Raw genomic sequence first — 24,122 nt, forward strand, 5'->3', positions numbered from 1 at the left:
AAGTAGCGCAGTGGATCCGCACTGCGCGAAAACATCCCAGATATAGGCTTTTTTTGCTAAGCTGACGCTCTAATTTACACAGCCGGATGCTTGTACCATGCCCAGATATCGTTCCCGTACCTCCACCGCCGGACGCAATATGGCCGGCGCCCGTGCCCTGTGGCGTGCCACAGGTATGACCGATGCGGATTTCCACAAGCCGATTATCGCCATCGCCAATTCATTCACTCAGTTTGTACCCGGGCACGTACACCTCAAAGATATGGGGCAGCTGGTGGCAAGGGAGATCGAGCGAGCCGGCGGTGTCGCCAAGGAATTCAATACCATCGCCGTAGACGATGGTATCGCCATGGGCCACGATGGCATGCTCTACAGCCTGCCCAGCCGTGAGATTATCGCCGACTCGGTGGAATACATGGTCAACGCCCACTGCGCTGATGCCCTGGTATGTATATCCAACTGTGACAAGATCACTCCGGGCATGCTGATGGCTGCCCTGCGCCTGAATATCCCGGTTATTTTTGTATCCGGCGGACCAATGGAGGCTGGCAAGACCAAACTGGCCGACCACAAGCTCGATCTGGTGGATGCCATGGTGATCGCCGCCACAGATACAGCCTCTGACGAAGAGGTTGCGGAGTACGAGCGCTCTGCCTGCCCCACCTGCGGTTCCTGCTCCGGCATGTTCACCGCCAACTCCATGAACTGTCTGACTGAGGCGTTGGGCCTCTCACTGCCAGGCAACGGCACCCTGTTGGCCACCCATGCGGACCGCAAAGAATTGTTCCTGCGCGCCGGACGAGAAATCGTCTCGCTGACCAAGCGTTACTACGAAGAAAATGACGAGAGCGCCCTGCCTCGCAATATCGCCAACCGCGCAGCCTTTATGAATGCCATGGCTCTCGATATCGCCATGGGCGGCTCGACCAACACGATATTGCATCTACTCGCCGCAGCCGAGGAGGGCGATATCGACTTCAACTTACAGGATATCGATCGACTCTCACGCGAGGTGCCGCAACTGTGCAAAGTCGCACCTAACACAGAGAAGTACCATGTGGAGGACGTCCACCGAGCCGGTGGGGTAATGGCGATTCTCGGCGAATTGGAATCTGCTGGGTTAATTGATGCCTCCCTGCCCACCGCCTACGGTGGCTCATTAGCGGATGCACTAAGGCAATGGGATATTTCTCGCACCGATCAGCAATCGGTGCATGACTTCTACCGGGCTGGTCCCGCAGGTATTCCCACACAGACCGCATTTAGCCAGGCCTGTCGCTGGCCAACTCTGGATGCCGATCGTCAGCAAGGGTGCATTCGCTCAGCCGAGCACGCTTATTCTGCTGAGGGCGGGCTGGCAGTTTTATTCGGCAACCTGGCCCCTAATGGCTGTGTAGTAAAAACCTCTGGTGTGGACGAGACACTGTGGCAATTTGAGGGCCCGGCCCATGTTGTCGAGAGCCAGGAAGAGGCGGTTGCCCATATTCTCGAAGGTAAAGTACAGAAAGGCCAGGCGGTAATTGTTCGCTATGAGGGCCCTAAAGGCGGGCCTGGTATGCAGGAAATGCTGTACCCCACCAGCTACCTAAAATCCAAGGGCCTTGGGGAACACTGTGCCCTGATTACCGATGGACGTTTTTCCGGGGGCACCTCTGGCCTCTCTATCGGCCACGTTTCTCCAGAGGCTGCATCTGGAGGAAATATCGCCCTGGTGCAGGATGGCGATCCAATCCGAATCGATATACCGGCGCGCAAAATTGAGATTGCCCTCAGTGAAGAGGAGCTTGAGAATCGCCGCCAGGAAATGGAAGGGCTCGGCCAGCAGGGCTGGAAACCCCAAAACGAGCGCCCCCGCAAAGTCAGCAAGGCCCTAAAAGCCTATGCATTACTCGCCACCAGCGCTGATCGCGGTGCGGTAAGGGAAATTGATTAAGCAGATATACAGAAATTAGAAAACGGCCCAAACGGGCCGTTTTTTTATTGTGCAAGTTTATAGGTGATCCGATTGCGAACACCATACCGCTCGACGGTGTGGCCATCTTCCACTTGTGGCTGATATTTAAACCGCTCTGCCGCAGCCTGTGCCGAACGATTAAATACATTGGTTGGATTGCCGGCGCTGTCATAGCCAGCAATAACACGCACATCGCGCACCGCACCGGTTTTGGTTATCGTAAACTCCACAACTACATAACCTTCTATACCTCTGCGCATAGCCGTGCTCGGGTAACGCGGTGTAGCCTTATAAACAGGCACAGGCTCTCTCGATACGATAGCTGGATTATTACCAGATTCAGTAACCGGAGGAGTAATCGTTGGGATGGTATTTATAGTCTCCACTTCTCTAATCACCTCAGTACGCTCTAGCGGTGGCGGAAGATCCTGAGGGCTCGGCGGAGCCTGATACTCTTGCTGGGTAACCACTTTCTTGTCGGTCATATCTATAGGTTGAATCGTCGGTAACGGCTTGGCCACCGGCTCCACAAAATTTGTGGAGATCAACTGACTCATTGCAAAAATCAAACCGAGAGTAATCAGAGCAGCGTAAGCCAAGCCTTTGGCATAACCAGTAAGCAAATGGGTAGGGAAAAAATCGGGGCTGGAAAATGGCGTGCAAGCTCTATCCATAACACCTCTCCTATTGTTATTAGGGCGCGTAAAAGGCATCTGAATGCCGAAATGGAAAAAGCTGATCAGCTGACTTTAATCATTAGCCAATTCACGAAAAAATGCAAATAGTTCGTAAATACAGGTTATAGCAGCATTTAATATTACTGAAAGAGAAAACCGGGGCATAAAAAAAGCCGCACATCTCTGTACGGCTTTTCTGGGATTGAAAAGTAACTAAGCGATTAAATTGCCAATTGCTTTTCCCTCTCCTGCTCACCCTTCACAAATTCCATCCACTGCTTGGCAAACTTCTCAGAGCGCTCATCTTTCGAGGCTTCTCTAAGACTTTTTATTGCCGCGTCATAGCGCTTCAGGTTGGCATTAGCCATACCTAACACAATATGTAGAGTGTCGACACGCTTGATCTTGCCCTTTGCCAGAGCTTTTTTGCCCATGGAAACGGCCTTCTCATTCTGGTCCAGATCCAGGTAGATCCCGGCCAGGCGCGAGTAGATTTCACCCTTATCAGACAATTGAGCTGCAGCTTCCAGCTGGGGAATCGCTTTTTGCAGCTCCTGAGCCATCTGATACGCCTGAGCAAGCGTTTCCAGGTTCTTGGCTGTACGAGGGATCTTCTTCTCTTGGATACCTTTGGCAATCACCTTGGCACCTTTATAAGGCATTTCGTGCCCCATAAAGAGATAACCCATATTCAACAGGTCCCGATCCTTCTCCAGCGCACCTGCCAGATAAGCGGCTTCCATCATATGCAGCTGATCTTTATCGCGCTTCAGCTCGCCATACATAGCCGCCAGTGTTTTGTAGTACACAGGCTTGGGATAGTGCTGTACCAGCTTCTCAAGAACACCAGCTACTTTTTTGTAGTCGTTGCGCTCGAAGTACACGTACTGCTGAAGACCGTACCAACCTTCCTTGGGCACCTTGCCTTCTTTCTCATACATGGATACCGCAATATTGATATCCGCCAGCGCTTTGCTCTGATTACCAACCTGGTTATAAGCCTGGGCACGTAATGCATAAGAGTCGGCAGTTATACGATCAGAGACCTTGAACCATTTATTCAGGTAATTAATCGCCTGCTTGTAATCCTCGGTAACAAAGTAGAGCTGCGCGAGGGTAAACAAGGTTCCCACTTCAAGTGCAACCGGCAGGTTTTTTTCGCCCTGGTTTAGCACTTTCTTAAAGTAGGGGATGGCCTCTTTGTAGCGCTCGGTACTGTAGTAAACCACACCGAAGAAATTGTACATCTGAGCTATCTCATAGCCGTTGTACCGTTTCTTACTCGCATCCATCTCTTGAAGTGCAACCAAAGCGCCCGCCCAGTCTTCTGCATCAGCAGCTTCCTGGGCTTTCTCCAACTTTTTATACGCGGCTTCGCGCATAGCCGGTACTTTGCGGCTCTTCTGGTTGCTGGGCTTTTTTTGCTCCTGGGCCTGGGCAGAGGCGAAAGGTGCGGAAACACCCGCTGCTTCGAGCACGGTAACACTGAGTGCTGGTGCCAAGACCAGGGGCAATGCTACTGAGGTGCGCAGCGCGAGCTTGGACAAACTTTTGCTAATGCTTGTCAACTTCATAGTGCTTCCTCCTTAGTCCTTAGCCATATTAAAGCTGATCTTAGTCCGCACATTCGGGACTTCGGTCGGCTTGCCATCAACTACCCGCGGCTTGTATTTATACTTCAGCGCGGACTTGAGTGCGGCCCTGTTAAAAACAGAGGTGGGCTTGCCATCCAGGGTAAAGGCTTCGATCACAATAGGATCGCGCACAGAACCATTGGTGGTCACTGTATACTCTACGATTACATAGCCTTCCATACCCCGCTGAAGTGCACGGCGTGGATACTGGGGCTGAACCTTAACGATGGGCAGGTAGTCACCCTCACCAAAGCTAAAACCAGACAGCTTGACACCGCCAGACGCCTTGGGCGCAGAGATACTGATACCGCCATCAATGTCCGGCTCCTCAAACTCCGGCTCAGGCATTTCCGGCGGCGGAGTTTCAGGATCCTCCGGTTTCACCGGCTTGGTCGTGTCGTATTGTGTTTCGATCTTCTGCTCAGGCATCACCACATCGGCAACTTTGAACTGCTCCTTTTCCTCTGGAGCGCCCATATTTGCCTGAATCAGCTGATGCATGGTGAAGATGAGGCCAAAGGTTGTGGCTACTGCCAGCGTACCTGCCCCAAGAAGTCTTACCGGATTCATAGCTGTTAACTCTTTTCTGTCGCGACCGAAACTTTCTTGATACCAATCTTCCTGGCTGCTTCCGCAATCAGGGCGATCTTTTCAATACTCGCTTCCTTATCGGGCTGAATCACCAACCACCCTTTCGGGTTTTCCGAGTAGAGGCGCTCCAGGACAATTCTTACCTGGCGCTCATCAACTTTCTCTTTGGCAATCCAGATCTCATCACTATCGTTGATCGCTACCAGAATAGAGGTGGCTTTGAGTTCTGCGGTTGTCGCTTCCGGCTTAACAACATCAGCACCCGGTTCCTTAATAAAGGTCGCAGTGACGATAAAGAAGATCAGCATGATGAACACCACGTCCAGCATGGGCGTGAGGTCAATAGCGCCGGCTTCTTCTTCTGCCGTATTTTGTCTTTTGCTCATAGCAACTCTCTTAGCGAACTTTCTCGTCGGGGGCCCTCAGGGAGCGCCCCTGGCGAAAATTTCTGGCTTGGCTAAACCTTCACAGCAAATAAGCTGGCCTATTCGCTGATGTGTGCTTAGTGATCCATGGTCAGATGATCTTCCAACAACTGGGTCTCACGCTCGGCCTTACGGGCGAGGTAGGTGTTGGCGAATACTCCGGAGAGGGCCGCAACCATACCCGCCATCGTCGGGATAGTTGCCATGGATACACCACTGGCCATCTGCTTAGCGTCACCGCCACCGGTAATTGCGAGAACATCGAACACGTTGATCATGCCCCAAACCGTGCCCAGCAACCCGAACAGGGGTGCTAGGGCAACACAGGCCTGGATCATGTCCATATTGTCCTGAATCTTCTCAGAAACCCGGGAGATCATCGCGTAGCGGATCTGGTGGGAGGCCCAGGATTTGCGCTCACTGCGCTCTTCCCACTGGTCTACCGCACCCTGAACGTCACTCTTTAACGCTTTGTTAAAGTAGAAAACACGTTCAAAAATCAGCGTCCACATAAAGAAGGTCAGGCCGGCGATCAGGAACAGTACTGGCCCGCCCGACGCCATAAAGGCGTTGACGGCGGCCCATGCGTCGATTAATGCGTGCATGTTGCCGCCTCCTCTTATTTACGCTCGGCGTTTTCCGCCACGATACCAGCGCTCTGCTCTTCAAGAATATGCAGAACGCGCTTGGCACGAGCATTGACAATGGTGTGCATCAGTACAGTGGGGATAGCCACACACAGACCGAGAACGGTGGTGATCAAGGCAGAAGAAATACCACCAGCCATTGCTTTAGGATCACCAGCACCAAAGATGGTAATTGCCTGGAAGGTTACGATCATACCGGTAACGGTACCCAACAGACCCAGCAGCGGAGCTACCATGGCAATAATCTTCAGCAGGTTGAGACCGGACTCGATGGCCGGACGTTCTTTCAGGACCGCCTCTTCCATCTTCAGCTCGAGAGTCTCACCGTCGACACCTTTGTTCTCTTCCGCAACAGCCAGTACACGACCCAGCGGGTTATTGGTGTTCGGGGTAGAAGAGCGCAGCTGAGCATTTACCTTGGCACTCACGCCAGTCAGTACGATCAGGCGGAAGATAGCTAGCAGCATGGCGAATACACCAACAGCAGTGATGATGTAACCAACGATGTCACCCTGGTGCCAGCGCTCAACAATATCGGGGCTGTTGATCATGGCTTTCAGGTAGGAGCCGCCGGTAGGACCAGTCGGGTCAACACCGAAAGCACTGAAGCCAGCGGTAGAGGCCTGTAAGCCTTCCGCCATCTTCTGGAAGCTGGCATCTGGCTGGCGAATCAGCTCGGCCAGCTGGTAGGCGTCGTTCATTTCCAGGTATTTGCCGTTGGAAACCAAGTTGAAGTTACCAACACGGACAACTTCCTGTTGAGCCTGCTCACCGTTGGGCTTGATCACGGTAGCGTTGAACTTAACTACTTTGCCGGATTCCAGAGTTTCACGTTGAACTTCAAACCACAGGCGCTCGATTTCCTCGATTGTCGGCAGCTTGGTAGCGCTGTTCATCTTGGCCAGCAGACCGTCGATAAATTCGGTACGGTTGGGATATTGGGCGGAAACCAGGGAGGAACCAATGTTCGAGCGTAGATCTGCCGCAGTGGAAGACATATGGCCGAACAGCTCTTTCAGAGAGCCCAGGCGCTCGTCCAATTGCTGGCGCTTCTGATCTACAGCAACTTCCTGCTCCTGGTATTTCTTTTCCAGTTCAGCAGAGCGCTTTTCTTCTGCAGTGCGAGTGTCTTTAGCCTTTTTCAGCAAAGATTGCTGATTGGCCTTTTGGCGACGGAACTCAGCTTCACGCTGCTTATGCTCTTTGGATTCAGCAACCTTGGACTGTTGAACCATTTTCAGCAGGTCATCGAGAGAAGCTGCTTTTTCCTGGGCGACAGCAGAGAAGCTGATCAGGCCAGCCGCTGCTGCAACTAGTACGCGTTTGGCGATAGAGGATTTCATTGCGCTGCCTCCGGAGCCGCGATCGGCATAGTCATGATATCGATAGTGGCCTGCTTCTTGGCGATCTTAAGGCCGTTCATGAGGGCGCGGCGGTATTCGCCAGCATCGATCTCAACCCAGGCTTTCTGGCCTTTGTCATAGGCGAGGGAGATCGAGGAGTCGGTGGTCTGAGCCAGCAGGGCGATACGACCGATCTGCAGCACGTTCACCTGGCGCTCTTGGCCATTTACGTTCAGGGTATCGCCGTAAGTGTCGATCTTACGCGCGTATTCCGCTTCGAAATTGTACAGCTCCAGTACCTGGCGGAATTTCTCCGCAACAGTGATATCGGAACGATCCATATTGTTCTTAACGCCTTCGAGGTTGGCCATACGCTCGTCCAGCTTGAACGGTGCGTCCAGTTCGATGAACTGCTCCAGGCCGTCCAGCATACGCAAAATCAGCGGCTGGATCTGACGTTCGATTACAGTAACGTTGGCAATGGACTCGTCCAGCTCATTGATCACTTCGAGCTGGTTGGCCAGCTGCTTTTCCAGCTGACGGTTGTACACTCGCAGACCATCGATTTCTTTATTGACCACCTTGAAGTCCTGCAGCAGGCTGCTGGTTTCTTCGGCAATCTTGTCGATGCGTTTTTGCGATGCCTGGGCCGCAGTAGTTTTCTGCTGGCCGACGGCGAGTACGTTATCGAGAGTATCCGCAGTGGCTACGCTGCCGTAGAGCGCGCCGGCAGACAGCGCAGTGGTCAGCGCCACAGCCATGAATCGCTTGGTTTTCATTAGACCCCCCAGTGGGTTCAATATTTCACAACATGGTCGCGATGAGATAGCTGCCACAACGCGGTGTCCTTTTGTTTTAAAAACATTGGTTAGAAGACAGCTAAGAGCCGCACATTGTAAACAGCCGATTTGATTATTCAAATGCCGATTGCCAGCATCGGCCCGCGTGGGTAGCAAAGTAACAACCGGGTAACAAGACCGGGTCGCTTGCACACATTGACGGCGCTATTCCCTGTGTTGGCTGCCGCAGAATTTAACAGATTGATCAACTTTTAATCAAATTGTTTTTATTTAAATCTGTCGTACTGAACTAATGCGTAGTTATACTCATTCTTGTCGCAAGCAGGGTAACACTCTCGTGCAACTTCGACCCATGAGTCATTAACTTCAGGAAAAAATGCATCTCCCGCCACTTCAGCATCTACTTCGGTAACATAGAGCCGCGCGGCATAGGGCATACTGAGGCGATAAATCTGTGCCCCGCCGATCACCATCAGCTCGCCGGCCCCTGCTTCCTGTGCGTGCTTATCGGCAAGTTCCAGTGCGGCTTCCAAGGTGCATGCCACCTCAACACCGTCGGCCTGCCAATCAGGGTTGCGGGTAATCACGATATTGACACGTCCAGGTAGCGGGCGGCCAATCGACTCAAAGGTCTTACGTCCCATCACCACAGGCTTGCCCATAGTAGTGCGCTTGAAGAACTGCAAGTCGCCAGAAAGACGCCAGGGCAACTCGTTATCTCTGCCAATGGCACCGTTACGGGCCACAGCCGCGATTAAGGCAATCGGGGTATCCACAGTGTCTCTCCTATTCAAACCGCAACTGGAGCCGGAATATGTGGATACGCCTGGTAATCCTGCAGATCGAAATCCTCGAAACGGAAGGCGAACAGGTCTTTGACATCCGGATTGAGATGCATTGTCGGTAGGGGGTGTGGTTCCCGTTGCAGCTGCAGATCAACCTGCTCCAGATGATTGGAGTAGAGGTGGGCATCGCCAAAGGTATGAATAAACTCCCCTGGCTCAAGGTTACACACTTGAGCCAGCATCAACGTTAGCAAGCTATAGGAGGCAATATTGAAAGGCACACCAAGGAAGATATCCGCACTGCGCTGGTACAATTGGCAGGACAACTTGCCATCCGCCACATAAAACTGGAACAAGGCGTGGCAAGGGGCCAGCGCCATGCGCCCTTCACGGGCATTTTCCGCAGGGGAGACGCCCTCATCGGGCAGGTCCGCCGGATTCCAGGCACTGATCATCAGACGGCGGGAATCTGGACGGGTTTTCAACTGCTGCACCAGCTCTTCCACCTGGTCAATTTTACGACCATCAGGCGTGGGCCAAGAGCGCCACTGGTGGCCGTAAACTGGCCCCAAATCCCCATCCTCGGTAGCCCATTCATCCCAGATTCGCACCTTGTTTTCCTGCAGGTAGCGAATGTTGGTGTCTCCCTGCAAAAACCACAGCAGCTCGTGAATGATGGAGCGCAAATGACACTTCTTTGTAGTGATTAAGGGGAAACCCTCTGCCAAGTTAAAGCGCATCTGGTGGCCAAATACGCTCAGGGTGCCGGTGCCGGTACGATCCCCTTTTACCGTGCCGTTTTCGCGCACATGGCGCATTAGATCGAGGTACTGCTTCATTTCTAACTAGGCTCCGCCATTTACTTGAGAACGGTTTTCTTTGTTTCCACCCTTACCTCGCCCTTCGGGCAGCGGCTGGGTACGATAGCTCCAAACCAATAGAGCGATACCGGCAATAATCATCGGCAGACTCAAAAGCTGGCCGCGAGTCATCCAGCCGAACAAGTCGAAGCCGATATGACCATCTGGCTCCCTGACAAATTCCACCAAGAAACGGAAAATACCGTAGAGCAACACAAACATACCGCCAACGGCGAGGCGCGGGCGCGGCTTGCTGGAGAACCACCAGAGCACCGCGAAGAGCACTAGCCCTTCCAGGAAGGCCTGGTATAACTGCGACGGATGCCTGGCCAACAGCTCCGGGTCCTTGGGAAAGACCATTCCCCAGGGCCCTTCTGTTGGGCGGCCCCAGAGCTCCTGACCGATAAAGTTACCCAGACGCCCCAGTCCCAGGCCGATAGGTACCAGTGGGGCGACAAAATCAATCAGCGCGGGGAAAGTTGAGCCAATTTTTCGGGCATAAATGACGGTGGCTAACATTACGCCAACCAGACCACCATGGAAACTCATGCCCCCTTCCCAGACTTTGAACAGAGAGAGCGGATTCTCCATCAACTGCGGCAAGTTGTAGAAGAACATGTAGCCGAGGCGCCCACCGACCACCACACCGATAGCGCAGTAGAGAATCAAGTCCTCCACTTCCGATTTAATAACTGGAGACCAGGGCCGAGTGCTACGCCGCAGTGCCAACCACCAGGCAGCAACGAAACCGAACAGGTACATCAGCCCGTACCAATGTACTTTTAAAGGGCCTATAGCAATGGCCACCGGATTGATTTCTGGATAAGTCAGCATGGGGGAATCGAGATTGTTGGCGAAGAGCGTATTATGGTCGCAAAGCGCCCCCCAGCGAAAGAGGCGCGCTAAAAGCCCACCTTCAGGAAAACACTATGTGTCTACTGTTGTTTGCCTACCGTTGCCATCCCGACTACCCGCTGCTACTTATCGCTAATAGAGATGAATTTTACGTCAGGAAGAGTGCCCCCGCCGAACCCTGGAAGAATGGGCCAGAGGGGAGACAAATAGTCGCTGGACGCGACCTGCAGGCTGGCGGAACCTGGGCAGGGATCTCTGCGCGGCGGGTGGCCGCAGTGACCAATATCCGCGAGCCCGGAAGGGCAGAGCCCGAAAATGCCCTATCTCGCGGGGAAATTCCTTGTAAATTCCTAACCGGCGATGATTCCCCCGAGCAGTTCGCAGGGGAACTCGAAGGACAGCACTATCGGGGCTTTAATGCGCTGCTATTCGCACTGGATAAAGCCCCCCCCCTCTACTGCGCGGGCAATAGGCATAAGCCCTTCGCTTTCTCTGCCGGAGTACACGGTATCTCCAATGGCGCACCCGATGCTCCCTGGCCCAAGGTGGAAAAGGGCAAGGCGGGGCTAGCACAAATTACACGGCAAATTGAAGGCCCCATTGGCCGGGAGAACTTTATTGAACCGGCCTTCAACCTTCTGCAGGACAGGGCCTCTGCTGCAGATGCGGAGCTGCCAGATACCGGCGTGGGTTTGTCAATGGAGCGCGCCCTGTCGCCAATATTTGTGCAGATATCCCAGAGAAAGAATCAACTGCCAAGCAGGCAAGATTTAAGCGACACTCAGCAAGGCTATGGCACTCGTGCCAGCACCCTCATAGCAGTTCACCGGGATGGCCAGACCCAGTTATGGGAACAGAGCTTTTCCCAGGGCAATCCGTATGGGCCCATTCGCCACTTTTCCATCCCCTGAATCCTTTATCCCAAGCCCCTGAAATCTGTAGGGTTTTTAGGGCTTAATGAAAAAATTGGCCGTATCTAATCGCCCAAGCCCCGAAGCCATAGCAGACAAATTTCTGTCAATAACAGAACCATATCGCGGTAAGGGCTAAGATTTGCGTGCCTTCATCACAGATTACCAAGCCTCATATCCTCAGAGGAAAGAAACGCCAAGCAAATTCCGCATTTATTGCCATACTTAGTTTCACAGGCTGAGATTGGTTGAGTTTCGCGCAAGCGTGACGCCAATTGTGGTCTTACATTAGAGGAAGTCGCGCGGGACGCATGACAAGTGCGAGTCAACGCTAGACACCTAACAGTCTCTGGATGGGCTCGCCACAGGTTCGGAAGGTATGAACGATCTGGCGTCCGGCATTATCCACAAGACAACACCGGGCCCCTGCAGTATCGCTGAGGTACCATGTCTTACTTCAACCCAGAGCAGCGCAAACGCAAATCATTACTGCCCCTGCTGGTGCTAGGCAGTCTCTGTGTCTCCATCCTCTATTACGCCTTTTCCGCTAACCAGAAAACGGTGCCAGTATTGCCTGAGAATGCAGTACGCCCACATTTGGTGCATTGGCTGGAGGAAAACCCAGACGCATGGCCGGCCCAAGATCCCATTTTCAACCCGGCGGCAGTGCGCAGGATTTACCAGCGTACTAATTATCGCCTGCTGTGGTTTGATAATTACAACCTGAGTGACAGCGCCAATGACCTCCTCAAGCAGCTAACAGCTGCCAGCTCTGGCAATCCAAGCAGCATGGTGGATTATCGTTACCACCTGGGGTACTTCGACCGCACTTTGCGGGACACTCCCCAGCGCCTGCAAATGGCCGCAGTACTGGATATTCTGCTGACAGACGCCTTCGTCTCTTACGCACAAGATACCCAGCTCGACAGAATCACCCCCAAAAGCCGTCCGCGCCGAGGAATTACACCGGTTCTGCGGGAGCACCAAGGATTTCGCATGGTAGCCTTCGGCAATGCCCCACAGCAGGCATCCAACGAGCCCAGCGGACGCAAGTACTTTCGCGGCTATGATCGGGCGCGCATGATCGGCAGTAAACCACGCAGTCGCTACTACTCCCGCGACTACAACACTGACAACCAACGCAGCTCTTCAAGGCCTTCCGACACTCGTCGCTATCGCACGCGCTACAACACCTCCAGTGACAGTGGTTCCTCTGGAACGACGAGAGGCGGCAGCAGGGTTTACTACAATCAGGGCCGCAATAGTCATCCCCAGGAAAGAACCAGGGCAGCTCGCTCAGAAAACAGTGAGGGGCCCTATTTCGAAGAAAACACGCCTTACGGTAGCGACGTCTATGCCCTGCGAAACGAGCTGGAACGCCTGCGCAGAATCTCCGACAGTGGCCGTTGGCGTCCGATACCTCCGGGACCGGTGATGACGATGGGTGCTCGCCACCCCCATGTGGCCCGCCTGAGAGAATTGCTCACCCTCTACGGGGACTATCAGAGCCGCTATAGCTATGGCGGAGGTGACCCCAACCGCTTTGACCGGGGCCTGCATGAAGCGCTATTGCGCTTCCAGAAGCGCCACGGCCTCAAGCCAGACGGAATTGTGGGCCGCGGCACACGCAAGCGACTCAACCTATCCCCCTCAGCGCGAGCAAAAATTGTTGAGATGAATATCCTGCGCAGGGAAGAGCTTCCCGCCAGCCTTGGGGATCGCTTTATCCAGGTGAATATACCCGCGTACCGCCTCCAGTATGTGGAGAACAACCGGGTAAAACTGGCCATGAATGTGGTCGTGGGCAAGAAGAAACACGCTACTCCCGAAATCACCACCCGGGTCAGCAAGGTGGTATTCAACCCCACCTGGACAGTGCCACGCAGTATCCTGGTGAATGAAATTCTGCCCAAGGCACGCAAGAATCCTGCGGGCATGGAGAACATGGGTTATCGAGTCGTCAATGGCAGAGGGGAACACCTGCCGCTGACCGCTAGTAACTTGTCAGCCGCCGGTGCTGGGTCTTTCCTTATGCGCCAGATGGGTGGAGAGGAAAATATTTTGGGGCGAGTGAAATTCGAAATTCCCAATAAACACGATATTTACCTGCACGATACTCGCGCCCGCACTCTCTTCTCTCTCACAGACAGGGATTACAGCCATGGCTGTATCCGCCTGGAAAAACCCCGCCACCTGGCTGAGGCCCTTCTTCGCCCTCAGGGTGACTGGGACCAGTGGCGCATCGACCAGCTCACTGTCGGAGAGAAGACCACCGAGGTCGACTTAGTCCGCTTGGTTAAGGTCTATATCACCTACTGGACTGCCTGGGTGGACGGAAAGGGCCGGCTGAATTTTCGCCCCGATATCTATCGCAAGGATGGTTTGAGCGACAATCAATTTTGAGCAAGTATGGGGCGGCCTTCGGGGCCGTCCCTTAGCCTCCAATAATAACCCCCCATAGTCTTTTTCCTCGGCGCATAGCCCGGATCCATTCCTCAAAATTATTTAGGGCTCAAGAGTCACAAGTTACCAATGTGAGCAGGGTGATCAGTCTCTCTGATCCGATTTCGCTTACTGGGGTGACTTATGGGTGCTGACTATCTCTCCTCCTTGCAGAGCAAATCAATCCACAGTGGCACCATGGCTTTTATATTGGCCCTTGTGCTGGGGTTTGATGGCTCCCCGTCCTTGGCGAGCGCAGGGGCAGACCTTGATTTGCCTGTGCCAGGGAGAGATCCCTTTTCCCCCTATGGCAGACAGTACACTCTCCTCAGTGAGGAACTGGCTCGCTACCAGACACTGGCCGAGGGGGATCATTGGCAACCGCTGGATGGCGGACAGCCAATCACTCCGGGAAGCCGGGGACCGAGAGTAGCTCAGTTGCGCAGTTTATTAATGCTCTACGGCGATTTCCGCCCCAGGGATTTTCCCAGCAAAGGCTCCAAAGAAACACTTACAGGTGACGTCTACGACAAGCCCCTCCAAGAGGCTGTGCGCCGATTCCAGCGCCGCCACGGCCTAAAAGGGGATGCCCTGGTGGATGAGCGCACCCGCAGTCGCCTCAACACTAACCCGGATAAGCTGGTTCGGATTCTGGCAGCCAATATTAAACGCTGGGAAAACCTCCCAAAGGATTTAGGGCCCCGTTATATCGTCGTTAATGTTCCCGAGTTCAACTTGCGCTTGATCGACGACGAGCGCGAGCAATTCCGTATGAAAGTGGTGGTGGGCAAGCCCAAGCACAAGACCCCACAGTTGACCACGCGCATGACACGCCTGGAATTCAATCCAGTTTGGCGAGTCCCCCCCAATATCGCCTTACGGGAACTTCTGCCAAAGGGCAGTTCGGCGCTGAGTGCCAAGGGCTACCGCTTAATCAACCATCGCGGCCGGGCAGTACCTTTCACCCGTGGAAATGTCGCCGCAGTGCGCCGGGGCCAGGTAACCCTGCAGCAAAAAGGAGGGCCGGGAAATGCGCTGGGACGGGTCAAATTTGTGATACCCAACCGTCACGCCATTTACCTGCACGATACCAACAGCAAGCATCTGTTCAAGAAATCTCAGCGTGCTTTCAGCCACGGCTGCATACGCCTGGAAAAACCTCTGAAATTTGCCCGCATGATGCTCGCCCAACAAAATCGCTGGAACAACGCCCGCATTGAGCGAGCGCTGATGAGCGGTCGTACCCATGGCGTAGCGCTGAAAAACCCTTTACCGGTATACATCGCCTACTGGACTGCCTGGGTGGATGAAAACGGCCAACTGCAGTTCCGCCCGGATATCTATCAACGGGACAAAGCCGGAAAAGGAGCCAATCGTGGCTGAGTATCATCAATCTGGTGGGAGTTCACTATGGCTTGGTATCCCCGCCATCTAGGGTTAGCTGCTCTCCTGACAGTGGCCATTGCCTCGGCCGCCTCAATAAGCGGTGGCCAGTCTTCCAAGGGTGCTGCAGCTCTGGATATTGCCCTTATGGGAGACCAGCTGCGCAGCGAAGCCCTGCATTACAGAAACCTAGCCAAACATTGGCGCCCTATCCCCCAGGGTGGCCCCCTGCAAGCCGGGGATAAGAACGAGCGGGTGCTGCAATTGCGCAAACTGCTCGAACTATACGGCGATTATCGTGGACAACCCGGTCCGATATCTTCTCCACAGAAGGACCCTATGCGCTTCGACAGCGCATTGCAGTCGGCACTTGAGCGCTTCCAGCGCCGCCACGGCTTGGTGCCAAGTGGTGTTGCCGAGGGAGAAACCCTCACGGCCCTGTCGGTTTCCCCCATCGAGAGAGCAGAACAGATGGTTAGAAATGCACAGCGCTGGGACAAGCTCCCCTCTCAGAAAGAAGGACGCTATGTGCTGGTAAATGTGCCCAACTACCGCCTGCAATTGGTGGAAGATGGACGTATCAAGCTGGATATGAAAACCGTGGTGGGCAAGAACAGCAGCCGCACACCCAATTTACACACCCGCATTACCAGTGTGGTATTCAACCCCACCTGGACAGTGCCGCGCAGTATCCTCATCACAGAGTTACTCCCCAAAGCACGGCACAACCCTGCAGCCATGCACCGCCGCGGTTATCGGGTCATCCAGTATCGCGGTGGCAAAACTTCCCCGATCACCGATGAAAGCTTGCAGAGGGCCGCAGGTGGCCACGCCACCATGCGCCAGGTCAGCGGGCCAGATAACACCCTAGGTAAAGTGAAGTTCGTTATTCCCAATAAGCAGGCCATATTCCTACACGACACCCAGGCGCAAAGCCTGTTCACGGAGCACCATAGAGCTTTTAGTCACGGCTGTGTGCGCCTGCATCAACCCGAGGAATTGGCCTATAACCTGCTAGAAACCCAGGGGTGGGACAGGACCCGCATCGCCGAGGCCGCAACCGGGGACGAACCTCTAAAAGTAGCCATCAAACCCGCCCCTAAACTCTTTATCGTTTATATGACAGCTTGGATAGACGCCGAAGGGCGCCCTCAATTCCGCCGGGATATTTATCACAGGGATAAATAGGTCAATGCCCCAGGCGCCCCCCAAAAAAGTGCCCCTGCTTTAGGAAAAAACTGAATAGTCGCAAAAAAAATGATTTTTTAAGCTTGCCCACTGAATGACAACGCTGTCTCCTGTTTCTAATGCTAATTCCCCCGCCAGCAGCTACGAGAACGCAATGGGAGTAGCATCCGTAAAAAAATTTACCAGCGAAAGCCTTCAAATATTTCCTAATTAGCAGGTCACAATTTGTAACAAATGGTTATTTTTTGTACATTTTCCGCCGTACCCGGATGCGCTCAATCAAGAGCACACCGAAGAGATTTAACGACGAGGCGGAATTATGAAGAATCCATCCAGACGTCGATTCCTGGCAGTGACCTGCGCAACTGCGGCGGCGGTCAGCGCCGGACCGACTTTCGCGAAAGTAGGTAGCTCCCGCACCCTGAAGATGCGCAACCTGCACACAGGGGAGAAGCTGGAGGCCGCCTACTGGAGCAACGGAAACTACAGCAACGGTGGTTTGAAACAGTTCAATAAGCTGCTGCGGGACCACCGAGCTAACGAAGTGACCCGCATGGACCCGAAACTATTTGATATCGTGTATAAGCTGAAGGAAAAGTTCAATTACACCGGTACCATCGAGATTATCTCCGGTTACCGTTCGCCCAAGACCAATGCGAAGTTACGCGCTGCGGGTCGGGGCGTGGCCAAGCGCAGCTACCATACCCGCGGTATGGCCTTGGATATCCGCATGCCCGGTGTACCCCTGTCAAAACTGAGGCAAGCGGCGCTGAACCTAAAGGCAGGTGGTGTCGGCTATTACCCGAAGAGTAACTTCGTGCACGTGGACACAGGCCCTGTACGTCGCTGGTAAGCTTATAGACATCTCACAAAAAACCCCGGCTATTGCCGGGGTTTTTTATTTCCTTTAGCCCTCAACGGCCGGTAAAGACACCGGCATCACATCCTTCTCCGATACTGGCACCTCTGTGGTACCAGTCATCAAACCTGCCATCCGCTCCAGCAACTTGCGCGCTTTGGCCAACTGCCCAAGCTCTGCCAACTCGAATGGATCCTCCATCTTTAACAATAGGGCCTCAAAATCTGAAAAGGCCTCCTCCAAAGCATTGACCTGATGACGGTCAAGAAGCACCTCGGCCAGACCACCACCTCCGGAGGGGATCCAGTTAGACTGCAAGGTCGCCATAATTGCCAGTAGCGCCTGCTTCGAGTCTGCCGCGCGGCCACTTTCTACATCACTCTCCGAGCCCTCGGGGAGACGGCGCAAAAGCTGCTCATCAATCACCTGGGTATGTGCTGCGCGAATCTGCTGCAATCGCGCTACCGGTCCTAGGGCTAGGTACTCACGGGATAGGTTATTGGCTGAAGTGGGCCAGCGACGTGCCAGCCCGGCCATATCTTCTTCAATCCCCTTGGCAATCAGACTGGTTAGTTCACGGCGACGATTGGCCGCCAGAGCCTCCGGCCTCTCCCCTTCGCTAACTGCCACAAAGTCTTCCGCCATGCGCTCACTTGTGGGGCCCCAGAGCATCACTTCAAGTGCGTGAAAGCCGGTGCTCGCCTCTTCATGTGCAGTGAGGCGATGTTGTTTGCGCAGGTTTGTCAAAGTCAGTTCGATAGCGGTGTCGTTGACGATGCCGCTATCAGAATAACCCGGCACGGTATCCAGATAACCAGGCTGGGCGGGCCAGCTATCGAGTGCCAATAAGAGCTTGCGACCTTGACTGCGCAGGTCCGAGGGCGAAAAAGCCAGTTGGATATAGGGCAAAGTTGCTGCGAACTCGCGGTGCGCATCCAGCCAGGCGAGCCTAGCTTCCTCCAATTGCTCCTCATCGGGCTGGGCAAGCAAGGCATCGACAGCTCTCCGCAACGTTTCCACGGAGGCATGAGCGTGCAATACCTGAGCCTGTCCCGCCTGCCAGATTGCCAGCGAGAGATCCGAGGCCACCTTTTCATCAACCTGTTGGGCCTCTGGGGCACGCTTCTGTTCCTTTAAAGGCTGAGAGGTTCGCTGTTCGCAGCCAACTACGATAACCAGTACTCCCAGCAATAGGGCTGTGGCCAGAGACCGAAGGCAATATCCGTTCACTCACTTCCTCTTTTCATGTTTTCCAAGGCCGCACTTTTCTCTTGGCCAAAATCGCCATTTAGCCCTGATCGCGCAAGCTGATAATTGGCCATCCACGCACTTGCGCCTCTGCTCGCAGTTGGGCATCTGGGTCGACCGCCACCGGATGCTCCACTTCCGTGAGCAGAGGTAAATCGTTGATGGAATCGCTGTAGAACCATTTCTCCCTACCCGTGTATTCAGGGTTTTGCGCCAGCCATTGGCGCAGGCGCAACACCTTGCCAGCCTGATAGCAGGGCTCTCCCACGACACGGCCGGTGAAGTGACCCTCGTGCTCTTCAGGCTCAGTCGCCAACAGGGTATCCACCCCCAGACGGGCGGCAATCGGCTCCACCACAAAGCGGTTAGTGGCGGTAATAATCATGATGTGGTGTCCCTTGCGACGATGTTCACCGATTAGCTCTTGCGCTGCCGGTAGCCACAACTCGCTGATCACCTCCTGCATAAATTCACTTTGCAGATTCTCCAGTTGACCCCGAGAAATTTGTGACAGCGGCTCCAAGGCAAACTCCAGGTAGGCAAAGATATCCAACTCACCCCGCTGGTAGTCCTGATAGAAGCGATCGTTGCTCAAACGATAGCGTTCGCTATCCACATGCTCGCGCTCCACCAGAAACTCACCCCAGGCATGATCGCTGTCTCCGCCGATCAGCGTGTTGTCGAGATCAAAAATTGCCAAGTGCATCGCCAACTCCCCCGTAAACTATAGATTCGCAAAGGCTATTTCACCGCCAGGGTAAAGCAACCACCACTAGAGTGGCGGTCGATTTTACCGCGCACTCGCCCCTATCACACGGACTGCGTCACTGAATTGCTGTAAACCCACCTCTGTGGAACAATGCGGGACAAGTAAGTGCAGCGCACGGCCGCACACAAAAGTATTGAGGACGGTATTTTGGGCGACGGCAAACCGGCACCTGCCGGGCGAAGAAACCGCCGTAAGCCTGCCAAGCAGTCAAATCGCAGCGACAACCCCAGTAGCAACAATCGCAACCGGGGACAGGGTGGCGACAACAGCAGCAATATAGACTCAGAGGGCTTTCGCCCCAATGTCGGTATCATTGTGCTGAATGCCCGCGGTCAGGCACTGTGGGCTCGGCGGGTAGGTGGCAAGGACGCCTGGCAATTTCCCCAGGGCGGTATAAATCCGGGCGAAACTCCCGAACAGGCACTATATAGGGAGCTATACGAAGAAGTAGGGCTTACACGCGATCAGGTCAGTCTTATCACCTGCACCCGCGGCTGGCTGCGCTATCGCCTGCCGCAGCGCCTGATCCGCCGGCGCTCTGAACCCCTGTGCATTGGCCAGAAACAAAAGTGGTTCTTACTGAAGTTAGAAGCCGAAGAGTCTTGCATCAGCTTCGACAACGGCTATAAGCCCGAATTTGACCACTGGCGCTGGGTGAGCTACTGGCACCCACTCAGTAAAGTGGTGACCTTCAAGCGCGAGGTTTACCGGCGCGCGCTGGCCGAACTGGCCCCACAACAAATTCAGCTGGAAAGGCGCTGGTTGCGCGAGCGGGGCGAGTAACTCCGTAGCATCAGCTGCGCTCCAGCACCACCAAGCCCAGGCTCTCCTGGGCCTAATTCATTCTCCGTTGACTGGCGAGGAAAGGCCATTGCTCGGATCTTTGCGCAGTATCGTTCAGGAAGTTAACTCCGCCAGGGACCTGCCGGCGGTGCTTGAAATCATTGTGCGGCGAGTGCGCGAAGTGATGCACACCCGTGTCTGCTCTGTTTACCTTCGCGACAAAGAAACCGGCAACTATGTCCTAATGGCCACCGATGGCCTGCTACCAAGTGCCGTGGGCCAGGTGCAATTAGCACCCGATGAGGGCCTGGTTGGTAATGTGGTCACCCGCGAAGAGCCCATCAATCTAGAAAAGGCCGAGGCACATCCCTCCTACCAATATTTTCCCTCGACCGGTGAGGAGCGATTTAGCGCTTTCCTGGGCACACCGATAATCCACCACCGCGCAGTGCTCGGTGTCCTAGTAGTCCAGCAGGAAGAGCAGCGACGCTTCGATGAAGGTGAAGAAGCTTTTCTCGTCACCCTCTCTGCCCAGCTTGCCGGGGTGATTGCCCACGCCGAAGCCACTGGCATGTTGGCTACCATCCGCCGGCAGCGCCAGGAAACCCACTTCTCCGGTATTCCCGCCTCGCCAGGTGTGGCCATAGGTCGTGCCCATATCGTCACCCCCAGGGCCAACTTGGCCACCGTGCCCTACTCCCTGTGCCTGGACATCGAAGAGGAATTGATTTTGTTCCGGCAAGCGCTCACCTCCGCCAGAGAGGAGATTCGCGAAGTGGGAGAGCGCCTCAAAGACGAACTCAACCGCGAAGAGCGCGCACTTTTCGATGCCTATATCAGTATGCTCGACGACGACTCACTCGCCGTAGAGGTTTGCGATCGTATCCAACAACAGCTGAGCGCTCCCAGGGCCTGGGCCGAAGTCATGCTCGAACACGTGCGCCGTTTTGAGGCCATGTCCGATTCCTATTTCCGCGACCGCGCCGCCGACGTGCGAGACCTGGGAGCCCGTGTCCTCACCCACTTACACCAGCAACAGCAGAGCGAGCGCGATTATCCAGACAACACCATTCTGGTTGGGGAAGAGCTCACTGCCGCGGTGCTGGCCGAAGTGCCGCGGGAGAAGCTGATCGGTGCTGTTTCCGTAAAAGGCTCCTCCAACAGCCATATGGCCATCATTGCCCGCGCTATGGGGCTGCCGGCGATTATGGGCGTGCAAGACCTGCCCTATGAAACTATCGACGATGTGGATATGGTGGTGGATGGCTACCGCGGCGACCTGCACATTCATCCTGGCGTAGAGCTCAAACGCCGTTACGACGAGATCGTCGCCGAAGAGCAACAGCTCGCCCACAGTCTGGATCACCTGGCAGAACTACCTGCTGAAACTGCCGATGGACACCGGGTTCACTTGCTGGTCAACACCGGCCTGATGGCTGATGTCACTCGCTCCCTAGAACGCGGGGCCGAGGGTGTCGGCCTGTTCCGCACCGAGGTCCCCTTCCTTCTGCGCGACCGCTTTCCCTCCGAGGAGGAACAGCGGGAAATCTACCGGGAACAACTCGAAGCCTTTGCCCCCATGCCGGTAACCATGCGCACCCTCGATGTAGGCGGCGACAAAGCACTGGCCTACTTTCCCATTGAAGAAACCAACCCATTCCTGGGGTGGCGCGGCATTCGCGTAACCCTCGACCACCCGGAAATTTTCCTGGCGCAGGTGCGCGCCATGATGAAGGCCAGCCAAGGGCTCAACAACCTGCGTATCATGCTGCCCATGATCAGTGGGCTCAATGAACTCGAAGCCGCACGCAAACTGATCGAACGAGCCTACCGGGAACTTCTGGAAGAAGATTATGAAATTGAGATGCCGCCGCTCGGGGTCATGGTGGAGGTGCCCTCGGCGATCTATCAGATTCGCGAATTAGCCGAGCGCGCTGATTTCATCTCAGTGGGCAGCAATGATCTGACTCAGTACTTACTGGCTGTGGATCGCAATAACAGTCGCGTAGCCAATATCTACCACGCCTTACACCCCGCAGTGTTGCGTGCTCTGCAAGAGATTGTCAGCACAGCGCACGCTGAGGGCACCAGAGTCGGCATCTGCGGAGAATTAGCAGGAGAACCCGGGGGCGCCCTATTGTTGGTGGCCATGGGCTACGACATGCTGTCGATGAACGCCACCAATCTACCGCGAGTAAAGGCAACTCTGCGCGCGGTACGCCAAGCAGATACCAAGTTACTACTGCAACAAGTGATCCAAATGGATTGTGCTGAGGAAATCGAGCACACCGTCGGCGCATTCCTACATAAAATAGGTCTGAAAGGCATCCTTCACCCGGCAAGTACCGAATAAACACCATCTATAAACAAAAAACCGCTGCCAATAGCAGCGGTTTTTGCACTCAGTGAACGTGAGGAATTAGTCCTCAGACTCCGAACGATAGGTATCGGCATCCAGCATATTGTCCAGCTCTTTCACATCGCTGGGCTTGATACGGAAAAACCAACCGTCATCGTAAGGAGAGGAGTTTACAGTCTCCGGGGACTCTTCCAGAGTTTCATTCACCTCTACGACCTCACCGGATACCGGAGAGTAGATATCACTAGCGGCCTTAACAGACTCAACTACACCGGCCTCGTCGCCGGCAGCCAGAGTGCTGCCCACTTCGGGGGTTTCAACATATACCACATCACCCAGAGCGTCCTGGGCATGGTCACTGATGCCGATAGTAACTGTGCCATCCTCTTCCAATCGCGCCCACTCGTGGCTGGAGAGGTATTTTAATTCATTGCGGATTTCGCTCATGCTGTGATCCCTTGATTAAGCATCTGTATATATTGTCTGAATGGCGCTGACACCTGTGGTGCGGCGCTTAAATAACCGATTTGCCGTTGCGCACAAAGCAGGGCTTAACCACCTTGACCGGCTGCAGTTTCTTGCGGATTTCCACTTCGGCGGTATCGCCGACGCTGGCCGGTACCCGCGCCAGGGCGATGGAGTAACCCAGGGTAGGCGAGAAGGTTCCGCTGGTGATGATACCGCGCTCTTCGCTACCGTCCACCATCACATACTGGCCCCCACGCAGAACACCGCGTTCCTCGAGAACCAGCCCGACCAGCTTGTGTTCGATGCCCTTAGCCTTTTCCTCTTCCAGCACTGCGCGGCCGATAAAATTGCGGCTCTCCGGTGCCCAGGCGACGGTCCAGGACATATTGGCGATCAGTGGAGAGGTTTCCTCATCCATTTCATGGCCATACAGGTTCATACCCGCTTCGAGGCGCAGAGTATCCCGCGCACCCAAGCCACAGGGGGCAACGCCAGCCTCGGCCAAAGCACGCCAGAAACCACTGGCATCTTCACCGGGCAGCATGATTTCCAGGCCATCTTCACCGGTATAGCCGGTACGCGCCACAAACCACTCGCCGCGGGCCACGCTTTGGAACACTTTCAGCGCATCAATCGCCGCAGTCCAGTCGATGCCCAAAACTTCTTTCGTCTTGCTGAGAGCGTTAGGGCCCTGGATGGCGATCATCGCCAACTGAGGCCTCTCAGTGAGAGTGACCTCAAAAGATTCCGCCTGCTTGTTCATCCAAGCCAGGTCTTTTTCGCGGGTTGCGCAGTTTACCACCACGCGATAACCGGGGTCGCGCAGGTAGACGATCAGGTCGTCAATCACGCCGCCCTTTTCATTCAGCATGCCGGTGTAAAGTGCCTTGCCGGGATTGCCATCGAGCTTGGCCACATCGTTGGCCAGCAGGTAGCGCAAGTAGTCGCGGGCGTCAGCGCCATCGACATCGACCACGGTCATGTGGGAGACATCAAACATCCCCGCATCGGTGCGCACCTTGTTGTGCTCATCCAGCTGCGAACCGTAGTGCAGCGGCATATCCCATCCACCGAAATCCACTATTTTGCCGCCCATAGCGACATGTGTGTCATACAGAGGCGTTCTGTTTCCCATTTTAAA

At 54.6% G+C, this 24,122-nt stretch carries 22 protein-coding genes; 8 read left to right on the forward strand and 14 right to left on the reverse strand.

Annotated features, from left to right (window positions below):
- The first annotated feature begins 97 nt into the window (after nt 1–97).
- The gene (gene ilvD, locus MJO52_RS19205; RefSeq protein WP_252083567.1) at nt 98–1,933 is read left to right on the forward strand and encodes a dihydroxy-acid dehydratase; all 1,836 of its coding nucleotides are present in this window, start codon (nt 98–100) and stop codon (nt 1,931–1,933) included.
- A 44-nt stretch (nt 1,934–1,977) separates the two neighbouring features.
- On the opposite strand, the gene MJO52_RS19210 is transcribed toward ilvD, so the two are convergent.
- From MJO52_RS19210 to lgt, 10 genes are all read right to left on the reverse strand, one after another.
- Nucleotides 1,978–2,628 carry an energy transducer TonB gene (locus tag MJO52_RS19210; RefSeq protein WP_252083568.1) on the reverse strand — a complete coding sequence of 217 codons (651 nt, stop codon included), beginning with the start codon at nt 2,626–2,628 and terminating at the stop codon, nt 1,978–1,980.
- A 224-nt stretch (nt 2,629–2,852) separates the two neighbouring features.
- Entirely contained in the window at nt 2,853–4,205 is a 1,353-nt protein-coding gene (locus MJO52_RS19215; RefSeq protein ID WP_252083569.1) for a tetratricopeptide repeat protein, read from the reverse strand.
- A gap of 12 nt (nt 4,206–4,217) precedes the next feature.
- Nucleotides 4,218–4,835 (reverse strand): energy transducer TonB, encoded by a 618-nt coding sequence (locus MJO52_RS19220; RefSeq protein ID WP_252083570.1) that lies wholly within the window; start codon nt 4,833–4,835, stop codon nt 4,218–4,220.
- A 5-nt stretch (nt 4,836–4,840) separates the two neighbouring features.
- Nucleotides 4,841–5,242 (reverse strand): ExbD/TolR family protein, encoded by a 402-nt coding sequence (locus tag MJO52_RS19225; RefSeq protein WP_252083571.1) that lies wholly within the window; start codon nt 5,240–5,242, stop codon nt 4,841–4,843.
- 116 nt (nt 5,243–5,358) lie between these two features.
- Nucleotides 5,359–5,886: a MotA/TolQ/ExbB proton channel family protein gene (locus MJO52_RS19230; protein WP_152455321.1), complete on the reverse strand. Its 528-nt coding sequence runs from the start codon at nt 5,884–5,886 to the stop codon at nt 5,359–5,361.
- A gap of 14 nt (nt 5,887–5,900) precedes the next feature.
- Nucleotides 5,901–7,271, reverse strand: coding sequence for a MotA/TolQ/ExbB proton channel family protein (locus MJO52_RS19235; RefSeq protein ID WP_252083572.1), 1,371 nt, complete (start codon nt 7,269–7,271; stop codon nt 5,901–5,903).
- Entirely contained in the window at nt 7,268–8,050 is a 783-nt protein-coding gene (locus MJO52_RS19240; protein ID WP_252083573.1) for a DUF3450 domain-containing protein, read from the reverse strand. Before MJO52_RS19240 ends, MJO52_RS19235 begins: the two co-directional genes overlap by 4 nt.
- Before the next feature lie 287 nt (nt 8,051–8,337).
- Nucleotides 8,338–8,847 carry a dihydrofolate reductase gene (locus MJO52_RS19245; protein ID WP_252083574.1) on the reverse strand — a complete coding sequence of 170 codons (510 nt, stop codon included), beginning with the start codon at nt 8,845–8,847 and terminating at the stop codon, nt 8,338–8,340.
- A 14-nt stretch (nt 8,848–8,861) separates the two neighbouring features.
- On the reverse strand, nt 8,862–9,695 hold the full coding sequence (locus MJO52_RS19250) for a thymidylate synthase (RefSeq protein ID WP_252083575.1): 834 nt from the start codon (nt 9,693–9,695) through the stop codon (nt 8,862–8,864).
- A gap of 6 nt (nt 9,696–9,701) precedes the next feature.
- Entirely contained in the window at nt 9,702–10,550 is an 849-nt protein-coding gene (gene lgt, locus MJO52_RS19255) for a prolipoprotein diacylglyceryl transferase (RefSeq protein ID WP_252083576.1), read from the reverse strand.
- 95 nt (nt 10,551–10,645) lie between these two features.
- On the opposite strand from lgt, the gene MJO52_RS19260 reads away from it, so the two are divergent.
- The 5 genes from MJO52_RS19260 to MJO52_RS19280 all read left to right on the forward strand — a co-directional run bounded on the left by MJO52_RS19260 (nt 10,646) and on the right by MJO52_RS19280 (nt 17,348).
- Nucleotides 10,646–11,482, forward strand: coding sequence for an NRDE family protein (locus MJO52_RS19260; RefSeq protein WP_252083577.1), 837 nt, complete (start codon nt 10,646–10,648; stop codon nt 11,480–11,482).
- Between the two features lie 447 nt (nt 11,483–11,929).
- A complete protein-coding gene (locus tag MJO52_RS19265) occupies nt 11,930–13,885 on the forward strand; it encodes a L,D-transpeptidase family protein (RefSeq protein WP_252083578.1) in 1,956 nt (651 codons plus the stop codon).
- A gap of 183 nt (nt 13,886–14,068) precedes the next feature.
- Nucleotides 14,069–15,307: a L,D-transpeptidase family protein gene (locus MJO52_RS19270; RefSeq protein ID WP_252083579.1), complete on the forward strand. Its 1,239-nt coding sequence runs from the start codon at nt 14,069–14,071 to the stop codon at nt 15,305–15,307.
- Between the two features lie 27 nt (nt 15,308–15,334).
- Nucleotides 15,335–16,495 carry a L,D-transpeptidase family protein gene (locus MJO52_RS19275; RefSeq protein WP_252083580.1) on the forward strand — a complete coding sequence of 387 codons (1,161 nt, stop codon included), beginning with the start codon at nt 15,335–15,337 and terminating at the stop codon, nt 16,493–16,495.
- A 319-nt stretch (nt 16,496–16,814) separates the two neighbouring features.
- Complete coding sequence (locus MJO52_RS19280) at nt 16,815–17,348, forward strand: DUF882 domain-containing protein (protein ID WP_252083581.1); 534 nt, start codon at nt 16,815–16,817, stop codon at nt 17,346–17,348.
- A gap of 54 nt (nt 17,349–17,402) precedes the next feature.
- Here MJO52_RS19280 and MJO52_RS19285 read toward each other — a convergent pair whose 3' ends face one another.
- The gene (locus tag MJO52_RS19285; protein ID WP_252083582.1) at nt 17,403–18,584 is read right to left on the reverse strand and encodes an imelysin family protein; all 1,182 of its coding nucleotides are present in this window, start codon (nt 18,582–18,584) and stop codon (nt 17,403–17,405) included.
- A gap of 58 nt (nt 18,585–18,642) precedes the next feature.
- Entirely contained in the window at nt 18,643–19,308 is a 666-nt protein-coding gene (locus MJO52_RS19290; RefSeq protein WP_252083583.1) for an HAD family hydrolase, read from the reverse strand.
- A gap of 339 nt (nt 19,309–19,647) precedes the next feature.
- On the opposite strand from MJO52_RS19290, the gene MJO52_RS19295 reads away from it, so the two are divergent.
- Together MJO52_RS19295 and ptsP are read left to right on the forward strand one after the other, a co-directional pair.
- Nucleotides 19,648–20,154 (forward strand): RNA pyrophosphohydrolase, encoded by a 507-nt coding sequence (locus MJO52_RS19295; RefSeq protein ID WP_252086035.1) that lies wholly within the window; start codon nt 19,648–19,650, stop codon nt 20,152–20,154.
- An 88-nt stretch (nt 20,155–20,242) separates the two neighbouring features.
- Entirely contained in the window at nt 20,243–22,507 is a 2,265-nt protein-coding gene (gene ptsP, locus MJO52_RS19300; RefSeq protein ID WP_252083584.1) for a phosphoenolpyruvate--protein phosphotransferase, read from the forward strand.
- Between the two features lie 66 nt (nt 22,508–22,573).
- Here ptsP and gcvH read toward each other — a convergent pair whose 3' ends face one another.
- Both gcvH and gcvT read right to left on the reverse strand, forming a co-directional pair.
- Nucleotides 22,574–22,960 (reverse strand): glycine cleavage system protein GcvH, encoded by a 387-nt coding sequence (gcvH, locus tag MJO52_RS19305; RefSeq protein WP_252083585.1) that lies wholly within the window; start codon nt 22,958–22,960, stop codon nt 22,574–22,576.
- A 67-nt stretch (nt 22,961–23,027) separates the two neighbouring features.
- Complete coding sequence (gcvT, locus tag MJO52_RS19310; RefSeq protein ID WP_252083586.1) at nt 23,028–24,116, reverse strand: glycine cleavage system aminomethyltransferase GcvT; 1,089 nt, start codon at nt 24,114–24,116, stop codon at nt 23,028–23,030.
- Nucleotides 24,117–24,122: the final 6 nt, after the last annotated feature.

It is taken from the genome of Microbulbifer variabilis (genome assembly GCF_023716485.1).
Classification (GTDB): domain Bacteria; phylum Pseudomonadota; class Gammaproteobacteria; order Pseudomonadales; family Cellvibrionaceae; genus Microbulbifer; species Microbulbifer variabilis_B.